19 protein-coding genes are annotated in these 19671 nt (G+C 69.8%); 10 read left to right on the top strand and 9 right to left on the bottom strand.

The features are described 5' to 3' along the window. Nucleotides 1-96 precede the first annotated feature (96 nt). The gene (locus KZC51_RS04095) at nucleotides 97-336 is read left to right on the top strand and encodes a hypothetical protein (RefSeq protein ID WP_247628740.1); all 240 of its coding nucleotides are present in this window, start codon (nucleotides 97-99) and stop codon (nucleotides 334-336) included. Next, nucleotides 336-893, top strand: a complete 558-nt coding sequence (locus KZC51_RS04090) for a MarR family winged helix-turn-helix transcriptional regulator (RefSeq protein ID WP_247628739.1) — start codon at nucleotides 336-338, stop codon at nucleotides 891-893. The genes KZC51_RS04095 and KZC51_RS04090 overlap by 1 nt, the downstream gene beginning before the upstream one ends. Before the next feature lie 18 nt (nucleotides 894-911). On the opposite strand, the gene KZC51_RS04085 is transcribed toward KZC51_RS04090, so the two are convergent. Both KZC51_RS04085 and KZC51_RS04080 read right to left on the bottom strand, forming a co-directional pair. Further along, nucleotides 912-2429, bottom strand: coding sequence for an MFS transporter (locus tag KZC51_RS04085; RefSeq protein WP_372491749.1), 1518 nt, complete (start codon nucleotides 2427-2429; stop codon nucleotides 912-914). A gap of 85 nt (nucleotides 2430-2514) precedes the next feature. After that, on the bottom strand, nucleotides 2515-2772 hold the full coding sequence (locus KZC51_RS04080; protein ID WP_247628738.1) for a hypothetical protein: 258 nt from the start codon (nucleotides 2770-2772) through the stop codon (nucleotides 2515-2517). Nucleotides 2773-2961: 189 nt separating this feature from the next. Between KZC51_RS04080 and KZC51_RS04075 the strand changes: the two genes are divergently transcribed. Beyond that, nucleotides 2962-4533, top strand: a complete 1572-nt coding sequence (locus KZC51_RS04075) for an SDR family oxidoreductase (protein ID WP_247628737.1) — start codon at nucleotides 2962-2964, stop codon at nucleotides 4531-4533. Nucleotides 4534-4639: 106 nt separating this feature from the next. Here the strand turns inward: KZC51_RS04075 and KZC51_RS04070 are convergent, their stop codons facing one another. From KZC51_RS04070 to KZC51_RS04060, 3 genes are all read right to left on the bottom strand, one after another. Beyond that, nucleotides 4640-6343: an ABC1 kinase family protein gene (locus KZC51_RS04070; RefSeq protein ID WP_247628736.1), complete on the bottom strand. Its 1704-nt coding sequence runs from the start codon at nucleotides 6341-6343 to the stop codon at nucleotides 4640-4642. Between the two features lie 78 nt (nucleotides 6344-6421). Continuing rightward, nucleotides 6422-7012: a PadR family transcriptional regulator gene (locus KZC51_RS04065; protein WP_247628735.1), complete on the bottom strand. Its 591-nt coding sequence runs from the start codon at nucleotides 7010-7012 to the stop codon at nucleotides 6422-6424. A 43-nt stretch (nucleotides 7013-7055) separates the two neighbouring features. Then, nucleotides 7056-8126, bottom strand: a complete 1071-nt coding sequence (locus tag KZC51_RS04060) for an alpha/beta hydrolase (RefSeq protein ID WP_247628734.1) — start codon at nucleotides 8124-8126, stop codon at nucleotides 7056-7058. A 111-nt stretch (nucleotides 8127-8237) separates the two neighbouring features. Here KZC51_RS04060 and KZC51_RS04055 point away from each other — a divergent pair, with 111 nt between their 5' ends. The 5 genes from KZC51_RS04055 to KZC51_RS04035 all read left to right on the top strand — a co-directional run bounded on the left by KZC51_RS04055 (nucleotide 8238) and on the right by KZC51_RS04035 (nucleotide 14920). Further along, nucleotides 8238-9275, top strand: a complete 1038-nt coding sequence (locus KZC51_RS04055; RefSeq protein WP_247628733.1) for an AraC family transcriptional regulator — start codon at nucleotides 8238-8240, stop codon at nucleotides 9273-9275. A gap of 108 nt (nucleotides 9276-9383) precedes the next feature. Next, nucleotides 9384-10721: a flavin-containing monooxygenase gene (locus tag KZC51_RS04050; RefSeq protein ID WP_247628732.1), complete on the top strand. Its 1338-nt coding sequence runs from the start codon at nucleotides 9384-9386 to the stop codon at nucleotides 10719-10721. Beyond that, on the top strand, nucleotides 10718-11593 hold the full coding sequence (locus KZC51_RS04045; RefSeq protein ID WP_247628731.1) for an SDR family NAD(P)-dependent oxidoreductase: 876 nt from the start codon (nucleotides 10718-10720) through the stop codon (nucleotides 11591-11593). Before KZC51_RS04050 ends, KZC51_RS04045 begins: the two co-directional genes overlap by 4 nt. Continuing rightward, nucleotides 11590-13005, top strand: a complete 1416-nt coding sequence (locus KZC51_RS04040) for an aldehyde dehydrogenase family protein (RefSeq protein WP_247628730.1) — start codon at nucleotides 11590-11592, stop codon at nucleotides 13003-13005. The genes KZC51_RS04045 and KZC51_RS04040 overlap by 4 nt, the downstream gene beginning before the upstream one ends. A gap of 325 nt (nucleotides 13006-13330) precedes the next feature. Next, a complete protein-coding gene (locus KZC51_RS04035) occupies nucleotides 13331-14920 on the top strand; it encodes a glycosyltransferase family A protein (protein WP_281731709.1) in 1590 nt (529 codons plus the stop codon). A gap of 6 nt (nucleotides 14921-14926) precedes the next feature. Here the strand turns inward: KZC51_RS04035 and map are convergent, their stop codons facing one another. Next, the gene (map, locus tag KZC51_RS04030) at nucleotides 14927-15700 is read right to left on the bottom strand and encodes a type I methionyl aminopeptidase (protein WP_247628728.1); all 774 of its coding nucleotides are present in this window, start codon (nucleotides 15698-15700) and stop codon (nucleotides 14927-14929) included. Nucleotides 15701-15768: 68 nt separating this feature from the next. On the opposite strand from map, the gene KZC51_RS04025 reads away from it, so the two are divergent. Further along, a complete protein-coding gene (locus tag KZC51_RS04025) occupies nucleotides 15769-16053 on the top strand; it encodes a helix-turn-helix domain-containing protein (RefSeq protein ID WP_247630582.1) in 285 nt (94 codons plus the stop codon). An 8-nt stretch (nucleotides 16054-16061) separates the two neighbouring features. On the opposite strand, the gene KZC51_RS04020 is transcribed toward KZC51_RS04025, so the two are convergent. The 3 genes from KZC51_RS04020 to KZC51_RS04010 form a co-directional block, all read right to left on the bottom strand. Beyond that, on the bottom strand, nucleotides 16062-16400 hold the full coding sequence (locus tag KZC51_RS04020; protein ID WP_247628727.1) for a YciI family protein: 339 nt from the start codon (nucleotides 16398-16400) through the stop codon (nucleotides 16062-16064). A 90-nt stretch (nucleotides 16401-16490) separates the two neighbouring features. Next, a complete protein-coding gene (locus tag KZC51_RS04015) occupies nucleotides 16491-17834 on the bottom strand; it encodes an HNH endonuclease (protein WP_247628726.1) in 1344 nt (447 codons plus the stop codon). A 174-nt stretch (nucleotides 17835-18008) separates the two neighbouring features. Then, nucleotides 18009-18314: an ArsR/SmtB family transcription factor gene (locus tag KZC51_RS04010; protein WP_247628725.1), complete on the bottom strand. Its 306-nt coding sequence runs from the start codon at nucleotides 18312-18314 to the stop codon at nucleotides 18009-18011. 82 nt (nucleotides 18315-18396) lie between these two features. Here KZC51_RS04010 and KZC51_RS04005 point away from each other — a divergent pair, with 82 nt between their 5' ends. After that, nucleotides 18397-19668 carry an MFS transporter gene (locus KZC51_RS04005; protein WP_247628724.1) on the top strand — a complete coding sequence of 424 codons (1272 nt, stop codon included), beginning with the start codon at nucleotides 18397-18399 and terminating at the stop codon, nucleotides 19666-19668. The last annotated feature ends 3 nt before the right edge of the window (nucleotides 19669-19671 follow it).

The following is a 19671-nucleotide window of genomic DNA, read 5'->3' as shown; positions in this document are numbered from 1 at the left end:
CTCGACGCTCAGGCAACATGACTGTCTAGCAAAATCACGCACCGGAGCACGCACGCGCGGATGCGAAGATGGAGTATGCCGTTGGGAAAGGATGCCATGGCTGATCGACTCACCCCCGAGAACGCGGGGTACCTGAAGTACGACGACGTGCTCGACCGCTTGCAGCAGCGCTACCCCGCAGTGCCGCGCTGGCGGGTGGAGCAGATCATCTTCGCGGAGAACGAGGCGATCACGGGCGGAATGCTCACGATCGTGCCGGCAGAGGTGGAGGCCGGCGCCGAAGAGATGCTGGCGCGCGACTCCGCCCCAGCACAGAAGGATGGCGAGGTCGCCTGATGGACAGCTCCGAGGAATTCACCCGGTCGGGCTACTGGTATCCCGAGAGCGCGACAGCCAGCACGGTCGACGTGCTCAACATGCTTCGGCGCTACCGCGGCGCCGAGACCGCCATGCGCGCCCGCACCCGCGTCACCATGGGCATGAACGAGACCGACCTCATCGCGCTGCGTTTCCTGCTGCGCGAGAAGGGGGCCGGACGGATCGTGCGTCCCGTCGACATCGCCCGTGCGCTCGACATCTCGACGGCATCCACCACGACCCTCATCGATCGCCTCGAGAAGGGCGGTCACGCACGCCGCGAGCCGCACCCCACCGACCGCCGCGCAGGCGTCGTCGTGCCGACGGTGAGCAGTGACGACGAGGTACGGGCGACCCTGGGCGCAATGCACCGACGGATGCTCTCGCTCGTCGACGAGCTGTCGGCGGAGGAGCGCGCTGTCGTGACACGCTTCCTCGCCGGCATGACCTCGGCCATCGAGGAGGCATCGGACCTCGATCAGGAGCTGCGCGATGTCATCCGCAGCCACGAGGAATCGGAGTCCTCCGGCGACTGACCTCGACGCACGGAGCCCTCAGGGGGTCTCGGTGCGCTCCGGGAACAGCTCGTCGAGGTCGAGGTCGGGGTTCTCCTCCTGGGTCTCGACGAGCGCGACGGCTTCTTCCTCCGTCTGCACGCTCGGCATCGCGCCGGGCAACGGGCGGCGTGCCGATTCCTTCAGCACCGCGACGGCGATGACACCCGCGATCGAGGTCGCGATCACGTAGAAGGCGGGCGCCAACGGCGATCCGGTGAGCTGCACGAGGGCTTCCATGACGAAGGGCGCGGTACCGGCGAACAGCGCGACGGCGAGGTTGTACGAGATCCCCATGCCGCCGTACCGGGACGACGTGGGGAACAGCGCCGGCAACGACGACGCGAGATTCGCCACGTAGAACGTGACGGGGAACGCGAGCAGCACCAGCCCCAGCAGCGTGGACCAGATCTCTCCGTGCATCATGAAGAGGAAGGCGGGGACGGCGAGCACGATCGCCGAGATCGACCCGATGAACAGGACGCGGCGGCGGCCGATGCGGTCGGAGAGCGCGCCCGTCAGCGGGATGCACAACGCCATCGCGACGAGCACCGGCAGGGTGAGGAGCGTGCCGTGGACCTCGTCGTAGCCGAGCGTCCCGGTCAGATACGTCGGCATGTACGAGGTGAGCGCGTAGCCCACGGTGTTGGCCGCGGCGACGAGCACGAACGCGGTCAGCAGTTCGCGCCAGTAGGCGCGCACCAGTGCGACCACACCCTTGGGGGCATCGGCGGCGGCGTGCGCGTCATCCGCGGCGGCCTGGGCAGACGCCTGCGCGTCCTGGAACGCCGGAGTGTCTTCGATCTTCAGCCGGAAGTAGATCGCGATGAGGCCCAGCGGCAGAGCGACGAGGAACGGGATCCGCCAGGCGAAGCCCTCCATGGCTTCCGCTGACACGGTGAGCTGGAGGATCGAGACGAAGGCGGCGCCGACGGCGAAGCCCATGTAGGAGCCGAGATCGAGGAGCGAGGCGTAGAACCCGCGACGGCGATCGGGGGCGTACTCGGTGATGAAGGTGGTCGCGCCCGCGTACTCGCCGCCGGTGGAGAAGCCCTGAGCGAGCTTGAGCACGATCAGCAGGATCGGCGCCCAGATGCCGATGACCGAGAAGTCGGGGAGGACTCCGATCAGGAAGGTGGCTGCCGCCATCATGATCAGGGTGAACGCGAGCACGCGCTGACGGCCGAGCCTGTCGCCGAGCTGACCGAGCACGATCCCGCCGACCGGACGCGCGATGAACGTGACGGCGAAGACGCCGAGCGAGAACAGCGACTGCGCAGCGCCGGATGCATCCGGGAGGAAGACGCGCCCGATGATCACGGCGAGGTAGCCGTAGATGCCGATGTCGTACCACTCCATGAGGTTGCCGACCACGGTGCCGGCGACCGCGCGGCGCAGCATCGGGCGATCGACGATCGTGATGTCGTCGACGGTCAACCGACGAGGCTCTCGCATCGACGGGACGATGCCCGCAAGGAGGCGACGCCAGAGCGGGGGCCGAGTCATGGATGCGGACATGGGGTTCTCCTTGGTGGGCACGCGAGCATGCAGGCGGGGAGGCGGTGTGTCACCGCCTCCCCTTGTTGGCGGTCCGGGGCAGCGTTCAGCCGGCGATGAGGGTATCCGTGATCGACGCAGCGGCGGCCACGAGAGCCCCGACCGCCACTGCGAGCGCGCCCGCGTGGAGCCATCCGCGGTGCGGAGCGACGCGGCGGATTCCCGAGTCTCGTCCGACGGCCGCGCGTGCGGGCAACGGCGCGAACGGCGACGGTTCCGCCGATCCACGACCGGCCGAGGTGTGCGTGAGACGACGTTCTCGGCGGGTTCGCGGCGTGCGGGGTTCCGCGGTCTGCAACGTCACGTGCGCCTCCCTCGCAGGACGACGATCTCGTCCTCGAAGGAAAGGTTACTAGTTTAGCTAGTCATCTGACAACCTAGCCAAACTCCTCGCCGGCCCCGCCGCGATGGCACCTCGCGAGCATGCCTACTGAGCCGCGAAGACCTGCGCAACCCCGTATCGCCCGCCCTCCTCCGCGCCTACTCTCGAGACATGACCGAGCTCACTCAGCCCACCGGCCGCGAAGAAGAGCTGCGCGCCGTCCCGCGTGACGACGGCAGCGCCCCGCGCGCCCTCGTCCTCGGGGCCACCGGCTACATCGGCGGGCGACTCACACCGCGCCTGCTCAACGCCGGATACCGCGTGCGCGTGCTCGCCCGAGACGCCGCCCGCGCCGCATCCTTCCCGTGGGGCGCGGACTGCGAGATCGTCGAGGGGTCGGCAGACGACGCGGATGCCGTCGCGAAGGCTATGGACGACGTCGACGTCGTGTACTACCTGATCCACTCCATGACCGCGGGCAAGGGGTTCGAGGAGAGCGATGACCGTGCGGCCAGCACGGTCGCCGAGGCGGCGAAGCGCGCGGGGGTGCGCCGGATCGTCTACCTCGGCGGACTGCATCCGGAAGACGCGAAGCTCTCGCCGCATCTGCGCTCCCGCGTGCAGGTCGGCGAGACGTTCCTGCACTCGGGGGTGCCGACACTCGTGCTGCAGGCGGGCGTCGTGATCGGCTCGGGTTCGGCGTCGTTCGAGATGATCCGGCACCTCACCGACGTGCTGCCGTACATGCCGGCGCCCAAGTGGGTGCGCAACCGCATCCAGCCGATCGCGGTGCGCGACGTGCTGCACTATCTGCTGGGCGCGGCCCGGGTGGAGCCGGACGTGAACCGCGCCGTCGACATCGGCGGCCCCGACGTGCTGCGCTACGGGCAGATGATGAACGGTTACGCGGTCGAGGCGGGGCTCCCGCAGCGTGCCATCGCCGCACTACCGGTGCTCACTCCCGGCCTCGCCTCGCACTGGGTGAATCTCGTGACGCCGGTGCCACGATCGATCGCCCGCCCGCTCGTCGCCTCGCTGCAGAACGAGTGCGTCGTGAAGGACCATGCGGTCGACGACCTGATTCCACAGCCGTCCGGCGGGCTGACCCCCTATCGCACGGCCGTCGCCCTGGCACTCGGACGTGTGGATGCCGACACGATCGAGACCAGCTGGCAGGACTCCGAGGTCTCCGGCGCCCCGAGCGACCCGCTGCCGAGCGACCCCGACTGGGCAGGCCGCACGGCGTTCACCGACGCACGGTCGCTGCAGACCTCTGCATCCGTCGACGCCCTGTGGGGCGTGATCGTCGGCATCGGCGGCGAGAACGGCTGGTACTCCTCGCCGTTCCTGTGGGCCGTCCGCGGCTGGATGGACCGGCTGGTCGGCGGCGTCGGACTGCGCCGCGGGCGCCGCAGCCGCACCGCTGCACGCGTGGGCGATGCGATCGACTTCTGGCGCGTGGAGGCCGCGTCGGCCCCGGGCTCGGGCGACGAGCAGGCCGGCCTGCTGCGACTGCGCGCCGAGATGAAGGTGCCGGGCTCGGCGTGGCTCGAACTGCGCGCGATCGCGGACGGCGAGGGGGCACGCTACGAGCAGCGCGCGGTGTTCTTCCCGAGGGGGCTGAGTGGACGCCTGTACTGGCTCGCCGTGCTGCCGTTCCACGGGTTCATCTTCGCCGGGATGGCGGCGCGGATCACGGCCGCCGCCGAGGGCACCGACCGGGTGGACCGGACGCGGGACTAGCCGCGCTGCAGGGTCGAAAACCCAGAGGCTTCGGCCTGCGGGCGGCGTGGCGCCATGTGGCGCGCCGCCCGGATGCCGAATGGTCTGGGTTTTCGCGGCGGCCGGGTCAGCGCCCGCGCCGACCGACCCCGGCGAACACGGAGTGCAGCAGCGGGAGCGCCGAGACGCAGATCAGCGTGATGCCGAGCGGGGGCAACGGCGTGACCAGCAGCGCGCCGCCCACCAGCATCGCGGCGAACAGCACCCCCGAGGCGATCCGGCGGGCGATGCCTTCGAGGCGGTCGAGCCGGCGCTCCAGTCGCGAGGTGTCGAACGTCACCGTGCCGTCGTCGACACGGCCGATGATGTCGTCGATCCGCTTCGGGAGCCGCATGGTGATACCGGCGGTCTCCATCGCGCTCGACGCGAAGGCCTGCACCACGTTGCCGGTCTCGTCACGCAGCAGGCGCCCGGCGTAGGGCTCGGCGGCATCCCACACGTTGAAAGAGGGGTCGAGTCCGCTGCACATGCCGGAGGTGAGCGAGACCGCGCGGATGAGAAGCAGCATGTTCTCGGGCAGCTGCAACGGGAGCGAGCGCACCATGTCGCCGAACTCGTCGGCGAAGTCCTTGAACTCGCGCGGGTCGACCGTGGCCAGCTCGGCGAAGCCCATGCCGCCGAAGCGGGCGAACAGCTCCTTCAGGGCGCGTTCGAGCTCGGCGGTGTCGGCGGAAGGCAGCAGCACGCCGATCTCCTGCGCGGCGGCGACGAGTCCGCGGCTGTCGCGCCCCGTCACGGCGATCAGCAGCGTGCGCAGACCGGCGCGCAGGTTGTCCGGCACCTCGGCCATCATGCCGAAGTCGATGAAAGTGAGCCGCCAGTTCTGTTCCTCGGCCCCTGAGCCTGTCGAAGGGCCGGGTGTCACGAAGATGTTGCCGGGATGCGGATCGGCGTGCACGAAGCTGTGCGTGAAGACCTGGTCGAACATGACCTCGGCGAACACCTCGGCGACCTTCGCAGGGTCGATGCCTGCGGCACGGAGCGCCTCGGTGTCGTTGATCTTGATCGCCGTGACATCCGACAGGGTGAGCACCCGACGGGTCGAACGCTCCCACACGATCTCGGGGGTGTCGACGCGCGGGTCGTCGGCGAAGTTCTCGCGGAACCGCTCGGCACTCGCCGCCTCGTGCAGGTAGTCGATCTCTTCGAGACTGGTCTCGGCGAACTCCTCGACGAGCGCGGGGGCGTCGACGCGGTCGGCGACCAGACGCACACGGGTCAACCAGCGGGCGACGCGGCGGAGCGCGGCCAGGTCGACCGCCACGATCCCGTCGATGCCGGGACGCTGCACCTTGACCACGACGTTCTCGAGACCGGTGTCGGCGGCGTCGAGCTCCGAGAGCCGAGCGCGGTGCACCTGGCCGAGCGATGCCGCGGCCACCGGCGTCTCGTCGAACCAGGAGTAGGCGCGGTCGAGCGGGATCCCCAGCTCGGCTTCAGCAGCCGCGCGGATGTCGGCGAACGGCACCGCCGGCACCTCGTCCTGCAGCCCTTCGAGCTCGGCCGTGATCTCGGGCGGCAGCACGTCGAGGCGCGACGACATGAACTGTCCGACCTTGATCATGAGCCCGCCGAGCTCGATCGCGAGCGCATGGAAACGCCGCGCGAACTTCTGCATGCGCGGACCGCGCGTGCGCTCAGCGACCGAGCTCATCCCGAACCGCGGGAGGACGAGCTCGTACCACCAGATCTTGACGAATTCGCGCGCGGCGAACGACAGGATGCGGCGGTAGCGGGCACGATGGGCGCCCTGCGCCGCGGCATCCGTCATCGGTGGTTCCCTTCGACTGCGCTCGTACGCGCCGGATCGCTGAGCCGGTCGGAGCGGCCCAGCGCGTTCCTCATCCGATCAGTCCTGGGCGAGGATCGAGTACAGCCTACGGCGAGCCTCGTCGAGCACCTCGATCGTGGCCTGCACCTGCTCCGGGCTCCCGCTGCGACCGACCTGCGCGGCAGCGGCGGCGAGGTCGACGCCGGCCTTGGGCAGCGCGTTGAACCGAGCGCTGTCGCGGGACTCGCCGGCGCGGTGACCGGACGACTCCCAGGGGGCCGGGGTGTCGGCGGACTCGGCCGCGACATCACGACCCGCCTCGGTGAGCGAGTAGGTCTTGCGACCGTTCTGCTCCTCGGCCTCGATCAGGCCTTCGTCGGCGAGCAGCTGCAGGGTGGGATACACGGAGCCCGCGCTGGGCTTCCACGATCCGCCGCTGCGTTCGGAGATCTCGTTGATGATCTGATAGCCGTGCATGGGCTTCTCGGCGAGCAGCGAGAGCACGGCGGAGCGCACGTCGCCGCGCGCCATGCGCGAGCCGCCGCCCGGACGCGGATCGAACGACTTGCGGAGCTGATCCATGGCTTCGAACAGAGCGGATGCCGGGCCGCCGGCGCCGGCTCCGAAGCCGGATCCGCCGAACGGGTTCGAGGGGAATGCGTTGTTCATGGTGACCTCCCGTAGCTGGGTAGCGATAGTCAACGATATATCGTTAACCCTGTGCGTGGGGTGGGAGTCTCCGCGGCGCGCGCTGCATGCCGCGGACCAGCGCCGCGGCCGCCTCCGCCAGCGCGCGGGAGCTGTGACGGCCGACTCCCGTCGCGTTGACGAAGGCATGGATGTGGCCCTCGACCAGTTGCGTCGTGGTGGGCACCCCCGCGGCACGCAGCGCTTCGGCATAGGCCAGCCCCTCATCGCGGAGCACGTCGAAGCCCGAGATCGCCACATGCGCGGGCGGCTGTCCGGTCAGGTCCGCGAACAGCGGCGAGGCCCGCGGGTCGGTGCGGTCCGCAGGGTCGGGAAGGTAGTGGTCGATGTACCACTCCATCTGCGCCGCGGTGAGGAAGTAGCCGTCGGCGAACAGCTCGTAGGAGCGGGTGCGGCGCGAGGCATCGGCGACCGGGAAGAAGAGCAGCTGGAAGTCGGGGGGCGCCGCCGCATCCTCCCGGGTCTCGGCGCACACGACGGCGCTGAGGTTTCCCCCCGCACTGTCGCCGGCGACGGCCACCGGCAACTCGGGCGCGGTCCGTGCGCGCACCCAGCGATAGGCGTCGACCGCATCGTGGACGGCGGCGGGGAAAGGATGCTCGGGCGCGAGGCGATAGTCGATCGAGTACACCTCCAGGCCCGTGCGGGCTGCGAGGAAACGACACACCGCATCGGTCGAGGTCAGACCGCCGACCACCCATCCGCCGCCGTGGAAGTAGGTCACCGCGCCCCACGGCCGCTCGGTCGCCGAACGCTGATAGCGGCGGGCGCCGATGGTCCCTCCGCGTGTCGGGAAGCGCAGGTCCTCGGCGATGTCGACGTGCTCGCGATCCCCGAAGATCAGTGCCTCCGCATCGACCTGAGCCCGGGCATCCGCCAGCGGCAGCTCTTCGAAGCTCGAACCGGGAAGCGCGTTGAGCAGGCGCAACGCCATCTGCACCTCGGTGAGCAATGCCTGCCCGTCGATCTGCACCGGCCTCCCCGCGATCAGTCGCTGGGCCGGTTCGGGGAGCGCCCCGAGGGTCTTGATCACGGATCGGATGATGCGCTGTTGCGCCGTGAGCGTCGCCGCCATGGCCGCCCTTTCGTCGTCGAGGAGGGAACGCCAGGATAGAGCGCGCGATCGCTCTCCCCCGGGTGCACGGTGTCCGTTGACCGGACATCATCGGCCAGACAGAATGTCCAGGTGTCCCCCCTCGTGATCCCTCCGACACCGTCGGCCACGATCAACCCCCACGTCATCCGCTATCTCGTGAAGGATGCCGAGCGCCGCGGGATCTCGCTCGAGCGCCCGCTGCGCGAGGCCGGACTGACGCCCGACGTGCTCGATGCTCCGTCGCTGCGGGTCTCGTTCCGTCAGGGCAGTGCCGTGATCGACGCCGCGCTGCGTCTCTTCGACGACCCCGCCGCCGGACTGGTGGTCGGTGGGTCGCAGCCGATCACGGCATCCGGCGTGCTGGGTCTGGGGATGATGAGCAGCCCGCGCATCGTCGACGCGATCCATCTCGGACTCCGCTTCCAGAACCTGGCCGGGTCGATGGTGCGCTGGTCGACGAGCACACGCGGCGACCTGCTGTCGGTGACTGCGGAGGTCACCGGCGGCGAGGAACGCGTGAGCGCATTCCTGATCGACGAGGGATTCGCGAACATCACCCGCATGGCCCGCGATGTCACCGGGTCGGGCTTCCATCCGGTGCGCGTCGAGCTCGCCCGGCCGGCCCCGACGGATGCCGCCAGATACGGCCGCTGGTTCGGCGCGCCGGTCGAGTTCGGCGCTGCCCGCAACGCCTGGACGCTCTCGGAGGAGCAGTGGCGACTGCCGAGCCCGTTCGCCGACGCCTGGACATTGCGCGGCGCCCTCGCCCTGCTGGAGGAGGAATCGGCCGGAGTCGTCGATCGCCAGGAGCTCGTCGCCGTGCTGGCGGCACGCATCGACGCGGACCTGCCGGAGATAGCGCCCTTGGGCGCGCATGCGCGCGCGTTGGCGCTGAGCGAGCGGACGCTGCGCCGCCGTCTCACCGACGTGCAGGCGACGTACTCCGCGCTGGTCGACGACGTGCGGCGGCGCGCGGTGACGCGGATGCTCACGCAGGGCGCGCTCTCGGTGAACGATGTCGCCGCGGCCGCGGGGTACGGGGACGATCGCTCCTTGCGCCGCGCCACCCGCCGATGGTTCGGATGCTCGCCGGCGACCATGCGCGAAAGATTGCAATCCGGCCACTGATTCTGGCCGATCAAGCCCGGTGGACTGTCTCACCGGGCCCGTGCACCCGTGCGCCCCCTTCGTAGGCTCGCGACATCCACGCATCATCCGCGTACGAAGGAGTCTGCGATGCCCTCCCCTGTCTGCATCATCGGCGCCGGCCCCGCCGGCCTCGCCGTCGCCCGCGCACTCACCGAGCGCGGCATCGACTACGTGCACCTCGAACGACACACCTCCGCCGGAGGAGCTTGGGACATCGACAACCCCGGCGGCCCCATGTACGAGTCGGCGCACTTCATCTCCAGCCGGACCGTCTCCGGGTTCAGCGGCTACCCCATGCCCGACGACTACCCCGACTACCCCGGTCATGCGCAGATCCTGCGCTACCTGCGCGCCTTCGCCGACGCCTACGGGCTCACACCGCGCATCCGCTTCGGCACCGAGGTCGCCGGCATCGCTCGCGACGGCGCGGAGTGGCGCGTCACGACCGCCGCCGGCGAGGAGTCGCTGCATCAGAGCGTGATCGTCTGCACCGGATCGCAGTGGCACCCGAGCATCCCCGAGGTGCCTGGCACCTTCGACGGAGAGATCCGCCACAGTCAGAGCTTCCGCTCGGCGTCGGAGTTCGCGGGCAGACGCGTGCTCATCGTCGGGGGCGGCAACTCCGCCTGCGACATCGCGTGCGACGCCGCGCGCACGGCGGATGCCGCGAGCATCAGCATGCGCCGCGGGTACTGGTTCATCCCGAAGCACGTGTTCGGGGTGCCCAGCGACATCGTGGGCGGGAAGGGGTCGTTCCTTCCGAAGCGGCTCGAACGCGCGCTGCTGCAGCCCATGCTGCGGCTGCTCGTCGGCGACCCCACCCGCCTGGGACTGCAGAAGCCCGACCACAAGCTGTTCGAGACGCATCCCGTGCTCAACTCGCAGCTCCTGCACTATCTGCAGCACGGCGACATCACCGCCCGCCCCGGCATCCGGCACGCCGCCGGCCGCACCGTGTACTTCACGGACGGCACCTCGGACCAGTTCGACCTGATCCTGATGGCGACGGGCTATCGGCATCGCGTGCCGGTCGCGCAGGAGTTCTTCGGCGACGAGCAGCACCCCGACCTGTACCTGAACTTCGCGTCGCGGGAGCACAGCGGACTGTTCGGGGTGGGCTTCATCGAGACGAACAGCGGCGCATACCAGCTGTTCGACCAGCAGGCGCACCTGATCGCCGCCTTCCTGGCAGACGGTGCACGCGGAGGCGCGGCCGCGAGCCGCTTCCGGCAGCGGATCCGCACCGACGACCCCGACATGTCGAACGGGCTGCGGTTCGACTCCTCGCCGCGCCATCGCGGCTACGTCGACGCCGATGCCTACGCCAAGTACCTGCGCTCGCTCTCCCGCGAGCTCGGATGGCCGCTGCAGTCACCACCGTTCTCGGCGGCACGATCCGGCACCCAGGCGGCGGTGCCGGCATGAGCTTCGACTTCCGCGGCACGGTCGTCGTCGTCACCGGCGGGGCGGGTGACATCGCCCGCGCCTTCAGCGCACGGGCGGCCGCCGCCGGCGCCATCCTCGCCCTGGTCGACCGGCGCGCCGATCCCCTGCAGGCGGCGGTCGACGCGCTGCCGGGCGTCGGCCACACCGCCCACCTCTGCGATCTGACCGACGAGGCCGCCGTGCGATCCCTGGTCGACGAGATCGCCCAACTGCACGACCGCATCGACGTGCTGGTCAACAACGTCGGCATGACCAGCTCCGAGCGCTTCGACCAGCGCAGCGTCGACAGCATCCGTCAGGAGATCGAGGTCAACCTGCTCTCACCGCTGGTGCTGACCAGGCTCGCGGTGCCGTTGCTGCATCGCTCCGTCGATGCGCGCGTGGCGACCACGGTGTCTCTGGGCGGCATCTTCCCACTCGGGGAGACACCGATCTACACCGCGAGCAAGTTCGGGCTGCGCGGGGCGATGCTCTCGATCAGCCTCGATCTGCGCGCGCGGGGGATCACGGCCGGGTCGGTCCTCCCCTCCGCGACCGATACCCGGATGCTGCGCCAGGAAGCCATCGACGGCGGCAACTCCCTGCAGTTCCAGGACAAACCTCAACCGCCGGACGCGGTGGCGAAGGCGCTGGTGTCACTGCTGGACCGCCCGCGGCTGGAGGTCTACCCCCGGCGCAGCGAGTCGGTGCTGGTACGCGTCGCGATGCTGTTCCCCAACGCGCTGCCGCGCCTGATGACGCTGTTCCGACGACGCGGCGAGCGCGGCATGGCGACCTATCTGCGGCACCTCGAGAACGCAGGACACATCGTGCGCCGTGATGGTGCACCCGAACTGGTGGAGCCCCGATGATGCCGACGACGGACACCCTGGTCATACGCAACCCCGCGGATGGTGCTGAGCTCGCCCGGATTCCGGTCACCGCCGCGAGCGAGGTCGCATGGCACACCGCTGACGCCCTCGAAGTGCACCGTTCGGGCGTCTGGTCGAGCGCACCGCCGCGGGCGCGCGCGGCTGCACTGCTGCGCCTGGCCGATCTGATGCAGCGCGATGCCGAGACGCTGGCCCGCCTCGACAGCGAGGACGCCGGCAAGCCGATCACCGAGTGCCGGGAGAACGACGTACCCGGGGCGATCGAGTCGATCCGCTGGTTCGCCGAGGCGCTCGACAAGCAGTATGGACGCGTATCGACCACGTCGTCCGACGTGCTGGCCTTCACCGAACGCGAGCCGTTCGGTGTCGTCGCGGCCATCCTGCCGTGGAACTACCCGCTGGCGATGGCCTGCTGGAAGCTCGGCCCGGCCCTGGCGGTCGGCAACGCGCTCATCCTCAAACCCGCGGATGCGACGCCGCGCTCGACACTGCACCTCGCGGCCCTCGCCGAGGAGGCGGGCATCCCGCCCGGTGTGCTGCGGGTGCTCCCCGGCACCGGGGCAGAGACCGGGGCCGCCCTGGCGGCGGATCCGATCGTCGAGGCGATCTCGTTCACCGGCTCCACGACGACAGGCCGCAAGATCCTCACGGCAGCTGCTGCCACCAACCTCAAGCGCGTCAGCCTCGAGCTCGGCGGCAAGAGCCCGCAGGTGCTGATGGCCGATGCGCTCGCTTTCGGAGACCACCTCATCGACGGCCTCATCGAGGCCGCGTTCCTCACTGCGGGGCAGAACTGCACCGCCGGTTCGCGCATCCTCGTGCACGAGTCGATCCACGACGAGATCGTCGACCGGCTCAGCCGGGCCGCCGCGGAACTGACCGTGGGGGACCCGTCCGACGCGGCCACCCAGATCGGACCGGTGATCGATGCGGTGGCCGCCGACCGCATCCTGGGGGCGATCGACACCGCCGTCGCCGACGGCGCCCGCATCGCCACCGGCGGCGTCGAGGTGCCGGTCGTCCAGGGCGGTCGTTACATCGCGCCGACCGTGCTGACGGAGCTGCCCGCGAATGCGGAGGTCCTGCGCACCGAGATCTTCGGCCCGGTGGTCACGGTGCAGCGGTTCGGTACACGCGACGAGGCGATCGCCCTCGCGAACGCCGTCGACTACGGACTCGCGGCATCCGTCTGGACCAAGGACATCGATGATGCGCTTGCCGTGGCCCGCGGCATCCGCGCCGGGCTCGTCTCGGTCGGCACCTACAGCGAGGGCGACATGACCGTGCCGTTCGGAGGATGGCGTCAGTCGGGATTCGGCGGCGCCGAGAAGTCGCTGCAGGCGTTCGCGCAGTGGAGCCGCGAGAAGGCGATCTGGGTGCAGAGCGCCTAGCCGGCAGCGAGGAGGGCCGCACCCGTGAGGCCGGCACCGATCGCCAGCCGCGCGGGAAGGGCGAGCTCGATGTGCCCGACCGACCCCGCGGCGCCCGTCTTCTCTCGAGGCGGCGATCCGCGACGAACTCTCCTCACTCCTGCACGCGATGCTGCCTGCCGACGGCGTGCAGATCGCGGAGCTGACGCTGCCGTGGCGACGTTCGTTCGAGATCGGTCTCGTGCTGGCATAGGAGTCTCTCTGCACCGATCGCACGACACCATGCACGGGGCGCGCCGAAAAGGCAACCCCCGTGCCATGCACAGGAAGTCATGTTTTACTCCCTATGGTGTCCCCAGAGTCTGAGCTTCACGAGCCGTCCGCGTCCGTCCGAGTGAGTGTGGTGGTCCCGGTGTTCCGCCCCGGCCCCACCTTCGACGATCTGATCGCCTCATTCGACCGGCAGACGCTCCCGGCCACCGCGTTCGAAGTGCTGCTGTGCGATGACGGTTCCGGCCAGGAGACGCACGCGCGGCTGACCGAGGTCGCGCGCACCCGGCCGAACGTCCGCGTGCTGGATCTGCCGCACTCCGGTTGGCCGGGAACACCGCGCAACCGCGGAGTCGAGGCCGCCCGCGGCACCTACGTGCAGTTCGTCGATCAGGATGACTGGCTCTTCGACGGCGCGCTCGAGAAGCTGTGCGACTACGCCGACCTGCACGGGTCGGATGTGGTCGTCGGACGCGAGGTCGGGATCGGACGCGACCTGCCCTCGCGGATCTTCCGCCGCGACATCCCCCGCGCGAAGCTGGGCAGCGACCCGCTGCTGGAGATGCTCACGCCGCACAAGCTGTTCCGCACGGCGTTCCTGCGTGAGAACGGCATCCGCTTCCCCGACGGGAAGGTGCGGCTGGAAGACCACCTCTTCGTGATGCAGGCGTACTTCGCGGCCACGACGATCTCGATCCTGGCGAGCGAGCCCTGCTACGCCTGGGTCAAGCAACCGGGAAGCGCCAGTTCGTCGCGCATCGATCCGGAGTCGTACTTCCCGCACCTGGAGGCCGTGCTCGACCTGGTCGAGGCGCACACCGAACCCGGCCGACTGCGCGACCGACTGCTGCGGCACTGGTATCGGGGGAAGATCCTGAACCGGCTCGCGGGGCGCCGCATGGTGAAGTATCCCGACGCCTACCGCGAGCGCCTGCTCCGCGTGGTCGCCCCGCTGGTGCAGAGGAGGTTCGGGCCCGGTGTCGACGGCGGTCTGGCATTCCCGCACCGCATCCGCTCTGGGCTGCTCCGCGCAGGCCGGTGGGAGGACCTCGTGCGCTTCGCGCGGTTCGAGACCGACATGGAGTGCCGGGCGACGGTGACCTCGGCCGCCTGGTCGCGCGGCGGAGGACTGCATCTCACGCTCCGGGTGACGATCACGCACGACGGTCACGATGCGCTGGTCTTCGAGACGACCAGCGCCGGCGCGGAGCGACTCGTGTCGGTGCCCTGGCTCGCAGATCTGCCGTCGGATGCGCTCGTCGCCGGCCACGAGTTCGACAACGATCGTGTCGAGCTCGTGCTGTCCGACATCGTGTCGGGGGACTCCGAAGGGGGCGAGCGGTCACTGGCGCGTCAGCGGCAGCCCGATCTGGGCGCCGTCGCCGTGGCGATCGACCCGCTGAAGACGTTCGGGCCGACGGATGCTCTGCGCAGCGCGCGCCTGACCGCGAAGGTGCGGCGCGCAGGATGGACCTTCGACGTGCCGGTGCACGCCGACCCCGAGACGCTCGCCCGCGCCGGCCGTTCGCCGTTCCTCGCCGGCCGCCCGTGCGAACTCGTCGCCACGGATGACGGGGGCGTCGAGCTGCGGCGCGAGTGGCCGGGCGGACGCCTGAGGGATTCTGCCGGTCGCACGATGCGGCGCTGGCGCGCGCGACGGAAGTAGCGGCCGTCAGCCCCGCGGCAGGGTCAGGATCTCCGCGCCCTTCTCGGTGATCGCGATCGTGTGCTCGGTGTGCGCGGTGCGGGCGCCGGTCGCGCTGCGGAGGGTCCAGCCGTCGTCATCCGTCACGAGCTCGTCGGTGTCGGCCATGACCCACGGCTCGATCGCGAGCAGCAGACCGGGGCGCAGGATGTAGCCGCGCCCGGGGCGTCCGTCGTTCGCGATGTGCGGGTCCTGGTGCATGGTCGAGCCGATGCCGTGCCCGCCGAACTCGAGGTTGATCGGGTAGCCGGCACCGCGCAGCACGGTGCCGATCGCGCGGGAGATGTCGCCGATGCGCGCCTTCGGACGGGCCGCGGCGATACCTGCGGCGAGCGCGCGCTCGGTCGCGTCGATCATGGCGAGGTCTTCGGGTGCGCGGGTCTCGCCGACCACGAAGCTGATCGCGGCATCGGCCGAGATACCGCGGAGCGTGACGGCCAGGTCGAGCGTGAGCAGGTCGCCGTCGCGGAGCACATAGTCGTGAGGGAGCCCGTGCAGCACGGCGTCGTTCACGGCCGTGCAGATGTAGTGGCCGAAGGGCCCGCGGCCGAACGAGGGCGCGTAGTCGACGTAGCAGGAGACGGCGCCGGCATCCTCGATCATCTGCTTCGTCCACCTGTCGATGTCGAGCAGGTTCACTCCGACCGTGGCGCGCTCCTTCATCGTCTGCAGGATGGTGCCGACGAGCGCCCCCGTCTCGCGGGCGCGGTCCAACTCAGCAGGGGTCAGGATCTCGATCATGGGGGTCTCTCCGTGGGAGCCGAAAACTATCCCGGTAATACTATCCCGGTATTAGTATGGGCATCATGATGGTTCGGATGCCGCTCACCCCCGCCGAGCTCGAACGCGGCGAGCGCCTGGGCGCCCTGCTGCGCCGCGCGCGCGGGGAGCGGTCGATGCTGAGCGTCGCGCTCGACGCCGGGGTCTCACCCGAGACGCTGCGCAAGATCGAGTCAGGGCGGGTCGCGACTCCGGCGTTCTCGACGATCGCCGCGATCGCCGGAGTGCTCGAGATCTCGCTGGATGCCCTGTGGGCCGAGATCGGAACGGATGCCGTCGGCCTCACGACCGGTCGGGAGCGGATCGCCTCGTAGTCGAGGGCTCAGCTATCCGGGTCGAAGCCGAACTCGCGGAGTTCCTGCGCGCACCGGCACGCCGCGGCGATCTTGTGCGCCCACTCGACGGCGTCCTCACGGGTCGGCAGCTCGAGCACGGTGAAGCCGCCGGTGAGCTCGCTGCCCGGATACGTGGTCTTCTGGACGGTGCCGTCGACCGCGACCAGCACGGGGTCGATCTCCTCGGCGATGCCCCCGCCGAAGACGTAGACGCCGGCCGCTTTGGCCTCGGCGATCACCGCATGGGACTCGGCCACGACGGTCGGGAAGTCCTCCTCGGCGACCTGCATGGCTGCACTCGGGAATGAGATGAGGAACTTTGTCATGCGTCGATGGTGCCGCGTGAGCAGCGAGGGAACAAGGGGGTTGCGTCGCCGCTGCGAGGCCGCCCATCCGCGCAACCGCACGCCCGCTCGTCAGGCGGCGATGTCGAAGCGGGCGCGACCGCCCAGCCGTGGCGTTCGCGCGGGATCGACATACCGAGGTGGCACGAACCAGACCCGCGCGGTGACACCTGCGCCGTCGATACGGATCTCCCAGTCGTTGTCATGGATGCGGTGGTGACATGTCTCGCAGAGCAGAACGCCGTTGGCAAGATCGGTCGGCCCGTGATCTCGCCTCCACCATCGGATGTGATGCGCTTTGGTCATCTCGGGCGGCAGCCCGCACATCGCACATCCTCCGTCACGTTCCACCAGCGCCCGTCGTTGCGCGCGGGTGAAGAGGCGCTTCTCCCGACCCCAGTCGAGGATCTCGCTCTCACCGCCGAGCACACAGGGGATCACGCCACCTCCGGCCGCCATCCGGCGGGCCGCCGCAACGCTGATGGGCTGGTCGATGCCGTCGATCGCCGCGGAACCCGTTCCGGACTCCAGTGCATCGAGGCCGATGCGGACGATGACCGTCGCTCCGGCCAACGGGAGCCGCTCCGCCGTGCAACCGAGCGCGTGGGCGCAGAAGACGGCGAGGCCATCGGCCTGGATCATCGCGACCGTGCGACGATCAGCATCCGGCGATTCGGGATCGGGAGCTTCTGCGCGCGCCGCGAATGCCGCGGTGACATATCCGCGGATGGCAGCGACGATCGGAGCCGCCGTCTCGACATCGAGCTTCGCGTCGAGGTGCAGCATCCCGTTCCGCTCGAACATCGTGAGCGACCGTGCACCACGCTGCTCGTCGGCGCGCGGTTCGACCCCATCCGGATCCAACCACGCCTCCGCCCGCACGATGAGCTTGCGCAGGTCGTCGAGCGCGAGACCGGGGGCGGCTTCTGCCAGCATCCGCTCTCCCTCCGCGATGCGCTCGACACCGGCCGCGACGCGGCATCGGTCGAGAAGAGCGACGATCAACGCGGCAGCCTGGGCGCCGATCGCCCCGGAATCGAGTGCGGCACGCACAGCGGGATACTTCGCCGGCAGGCGAGCTCCCAGAAGGTCGCTGCGCGGAGCCGTCGCCTCGCCCACCGCGACCAGTCGCGCGGCGTCTCCGGTCGAGATACCCGTGGTCGCGGCGATGAGCTTGGCGGGAGAACGGTATCCCTGTTGCTTGGCCAGGCCATCGGCGCCGAGTTCAGGACGAGACTCCCGCGCGATACCCGCAGCCACGTCCGCATGCACCGCATCGAGCTGACGCTGCAGCGCTCCGATCGCCTCGTGGACCCCGATGAGCTGTTTCCGCGTCAGCTCGAGCGCGTCATCCGCATCTGCCCACGCGGCATCGAGGCGGAGGACCGCGTCGTGCAGAGCGAGGAGTTTGGACATACTCGATTTTACTGCGGAGAAAGACCCTCTTCGTAGTTTTGTTCGAATGTATTCCGATACTTCAGCATGCTGCAGTGGGAGTCCGGGGAGGCCGGCGCGGTGACGTCACGTCTGGTTGGAGCCTGGCTGGGGCACCGGGTTCGGCCGCCGGGTTCAGCCACCCCGACCCGGCGGCTAGCTCCGGAGCACCGATTCCAGCAGGCCGGGGAACAGCGCGTCGAGGTCGTCACGACGGAGCGTCAGCATCCGTCGGCGGCCGTTGGGCTCATTGCGGATGACACCCGCCTCGCGCAGCACCTTCATGAAGTGCGACTTGGTCGACTTGGGGAGGTTCGGGTCGGTGGCGTGGCAGGCGGCCATGTCGAGCGGGCCATCGGCGAGCTGGCGCGTGATGGCGAGGCGCTCGGGGTCGCTGAGCGCGAAGAGCACGTCGGTCAGCTGGATCTCGGAGCGCTCCGGGTGCGGAAGATCGCCAGGCATGGTTCGATAATAGTTGAACAATTGACGGATGGCGAGTACGCTCCGATAGTTCGATGATTCTCGAACCTTATGAGGAGTCGCCATGACCAGTACCGCGCCGATCGTCGTGCCGACGGCATCCGCTGCCCATCGACAGGCGCAGGGACCCACCACGGATCAGGGCCCTTCGACAGGCTCAGGGCCCCACCCGCGTGCGCGATTCGGGTTCGTGCTGGCGATCGTGGCGCAGATCCTGATGATGGTCGGGGCGAGTGCGCCGTCGCCGTTCTATCCGGTGCTCGCGCAGGACATCGGTTTCGACGCGATCGTCATCAGCGCCGTCTTCGCGGTCTACGCCGTGGCGCTGCTGCTCACCCTCCTCACCGCCGGGTCGCTCTCGGACCACATCGGCCGCCGTCCGGTCGCGATCGCCGGGTTCCTGCTGCTGGCGGGGAGCATGTTCCTGTTCTGGCACGCGGATGCCGTCGCCGTGCTGTTCCTCGCCCGCATCCTGCAGGGCATCGCGAGCGGTCTGCTGATCTCGGCACTGTCGGCGACCGTGCTCGACTTCGCGCCCGGCGGTCGCCCCGGCGTCGCGGCCCTGTGGAACGCGCTGAGCCCCGGCATCGGACTCGCCCTCGGGGCGCTCACCTCGGCCGTGGTGCTCGACGTCAGCGGCGAGGCGCTGCTCGACGTGTTCGCGCCGCTGACTTCCGCGTACATCGTGCTCGCGGCACTCTTCTTCCTCATCCCCGAGACCGCACCACGGAAGCCGGGAGTGTGGGCGTCACTGAGCTTCCGCCTGTCGATCCCGCAGGAGATCCGCGCGGACTTCTGGCGCGGAGCCCCCGCCGTGATCGCCGGCTGGGCGACCGGCGGACTGTTCCTGTCGCTCGGGGCCAACATCGTGCGCGGCGAGCTCGGCGGCACAGACCACATCTGGCAGGGGCTCGGCGTCGTACTGCTCGCCGGAGTCGGCGCCATCACCGCGTTCGTGCTGAGGAAGATCGCAGCGCGCTCGATGGTGCTGTTCGGCACCTCGGCCCTGGCGGTCGGCACGCTGCTGTCGCTCATCGCACTGGGCGTCGGCTCGTTGCCGTTCTACCTCGTCGCCGCCGCCGTCACCGGCATGGGCTTCGGCACCGCGTTCTCGGGAGTGGTCGGCTCGCTCGCCCCGCGCATCCCGGCGACCCAGCGTGCCGACACCTTCGCCGTCATCTACCTGCTCGCGTACCTGGCTTTCGGGGTGCCGGCCGTGATCGCCGGAGCGCTCGTGGGGGTCGTCGGGCTGGAGGCCGTGTGCATCGGGTACGGCGTCGTGGTGATCGCGCTGGCGGGGGTCGCGTTCGGACTGCGGGCGCGGGCCGGGCGGTAGAGC

Origin of the sequence: Microbacterium croceum, from assembly GCF_023091245.1 — a bacterium.
GTDB lineage: Bacteria > Actinomycetota > Actinomycetes > Actinomycetales > Microbacteriaceae > Microbacterium > Microbacterium croceum.
This window is presented reverse-complemented; position numbering and strand designations above follow the sequence as displayed.

Coding starts and splice junctions, on each gene's coding strand:
- KZC51_RS04095 (WP_247628740.1), top strand. CDS start 97: ATGGCTGATCGACTCACCCCCGAGAACGCGGGGTACCTGAAGTACGAC.
- KZC51_RS04090 (WP_247628739.1), top strand. CDS start 336: ATGGACAGCTCCGAGGAATTCACCCGGTCGGGCTACTGGTATCCCGAG.
- KZC51_RS04085 (WP_372491749.1), bottom strand. CDS start 2,429: ATGTCCGCATCCATGACTCGGCCCCCGCTCTGGCGTCGCCTCCTTGCG.
- KZC51_RS04075 (WP_247628737.1), top strand. CDS start 2,962: ATGACCGAGCTCACTCAGCCCACCGGCCGCGAAGAAGAGCTGCGCGCC.
- KZC51_RS04070 (WP_247628736.1), bottom strand. CDS start 6,343: ATGACGGATGCCGCGGCGCAGGGCGCCCATCGTGCCCGCTACCGCCGC.
- KZC51_RS04065 (WP_247628735.1), bottom strand. CDS start 7,012: ATGAACAACGCATTCCCCTCGAACCCGTTCGGCGGATCCGGCTTCGGA.
- KZC51_RS04060 (WP_247628734.1), bottom strand. CDS start 8,126: ATGGCGGCGACGCTCACGGCGCAACAGCGCATCATCCGATCCGTGATC.
- KZC51_RS04050 (WP_247628732.1), top strand. CDS start 9,384: ATGCCCTCCCCTGTCTGCATCATCGGCGCCGGCCCCGCCGGCCTCGCC.
- KZC51_RS04045 (WP_247628731.1), top strand. CDS start 10,718: ATGAGCTTCGACTTCCGCGGCACGGTCGTCGTCGTCACCGGCGGGGCG.
- KZC51_RS04040 (WP_247628730.1), top strand. CDS start 11,590: ATGATGCCGACGACGGACACCCTGGTCATACGCAACCCCGCGGATGGT.
- KZC51_RS04035 (WP_281731709.1), top strand. CDS start 13,331: ATGGTGTCCCCAGAGTCTGAGCTTCACGAGCCGTCCGCGTCCGTCCGA.
- map (WP_247628728.1), bottom strand. CDS start 15,700: ATGATCGAGATCCTGACCCCTGCTGAGTTGGACCGCGCCCGCGAGACG.
- KZC51_RS04025 (WP_247630582.1), top strand. CDS start 15,769: ATGGTTCGGATGCCGCTCACCCCCGCCGAGCTCGAACGCGGCGAGCGC.
- KZC51_RS04020 (WP_247628727.1), bottom strand. CDS start 16,400: ATGACAAAGTTCCTCATCTCATTCCCGAGTGCAGCCATGCAGGTCGCC.
- KZC51_RS04015 (WP_247628726.1), bottom strand. CDS start 17,834: ATGTCCAAACTCCTCGCTCTGCACGACGCGGTCCTCCGCCTCGATGCC.
- KZC51_RS04010 (WP_247628725.1), bottom strand. CDS start 18,314: ATGCCTGGCGATCTTCCGCACCCGGAGCGCTCCGAGATCCAGCTGACC.
- KZC51_RS04005 (WP_247628724.1), top strand. CDS start 18,397: ATGACCAGTACCGCGCCGATCGTCGTGCCGACGGCATCCGCTGCCCAT.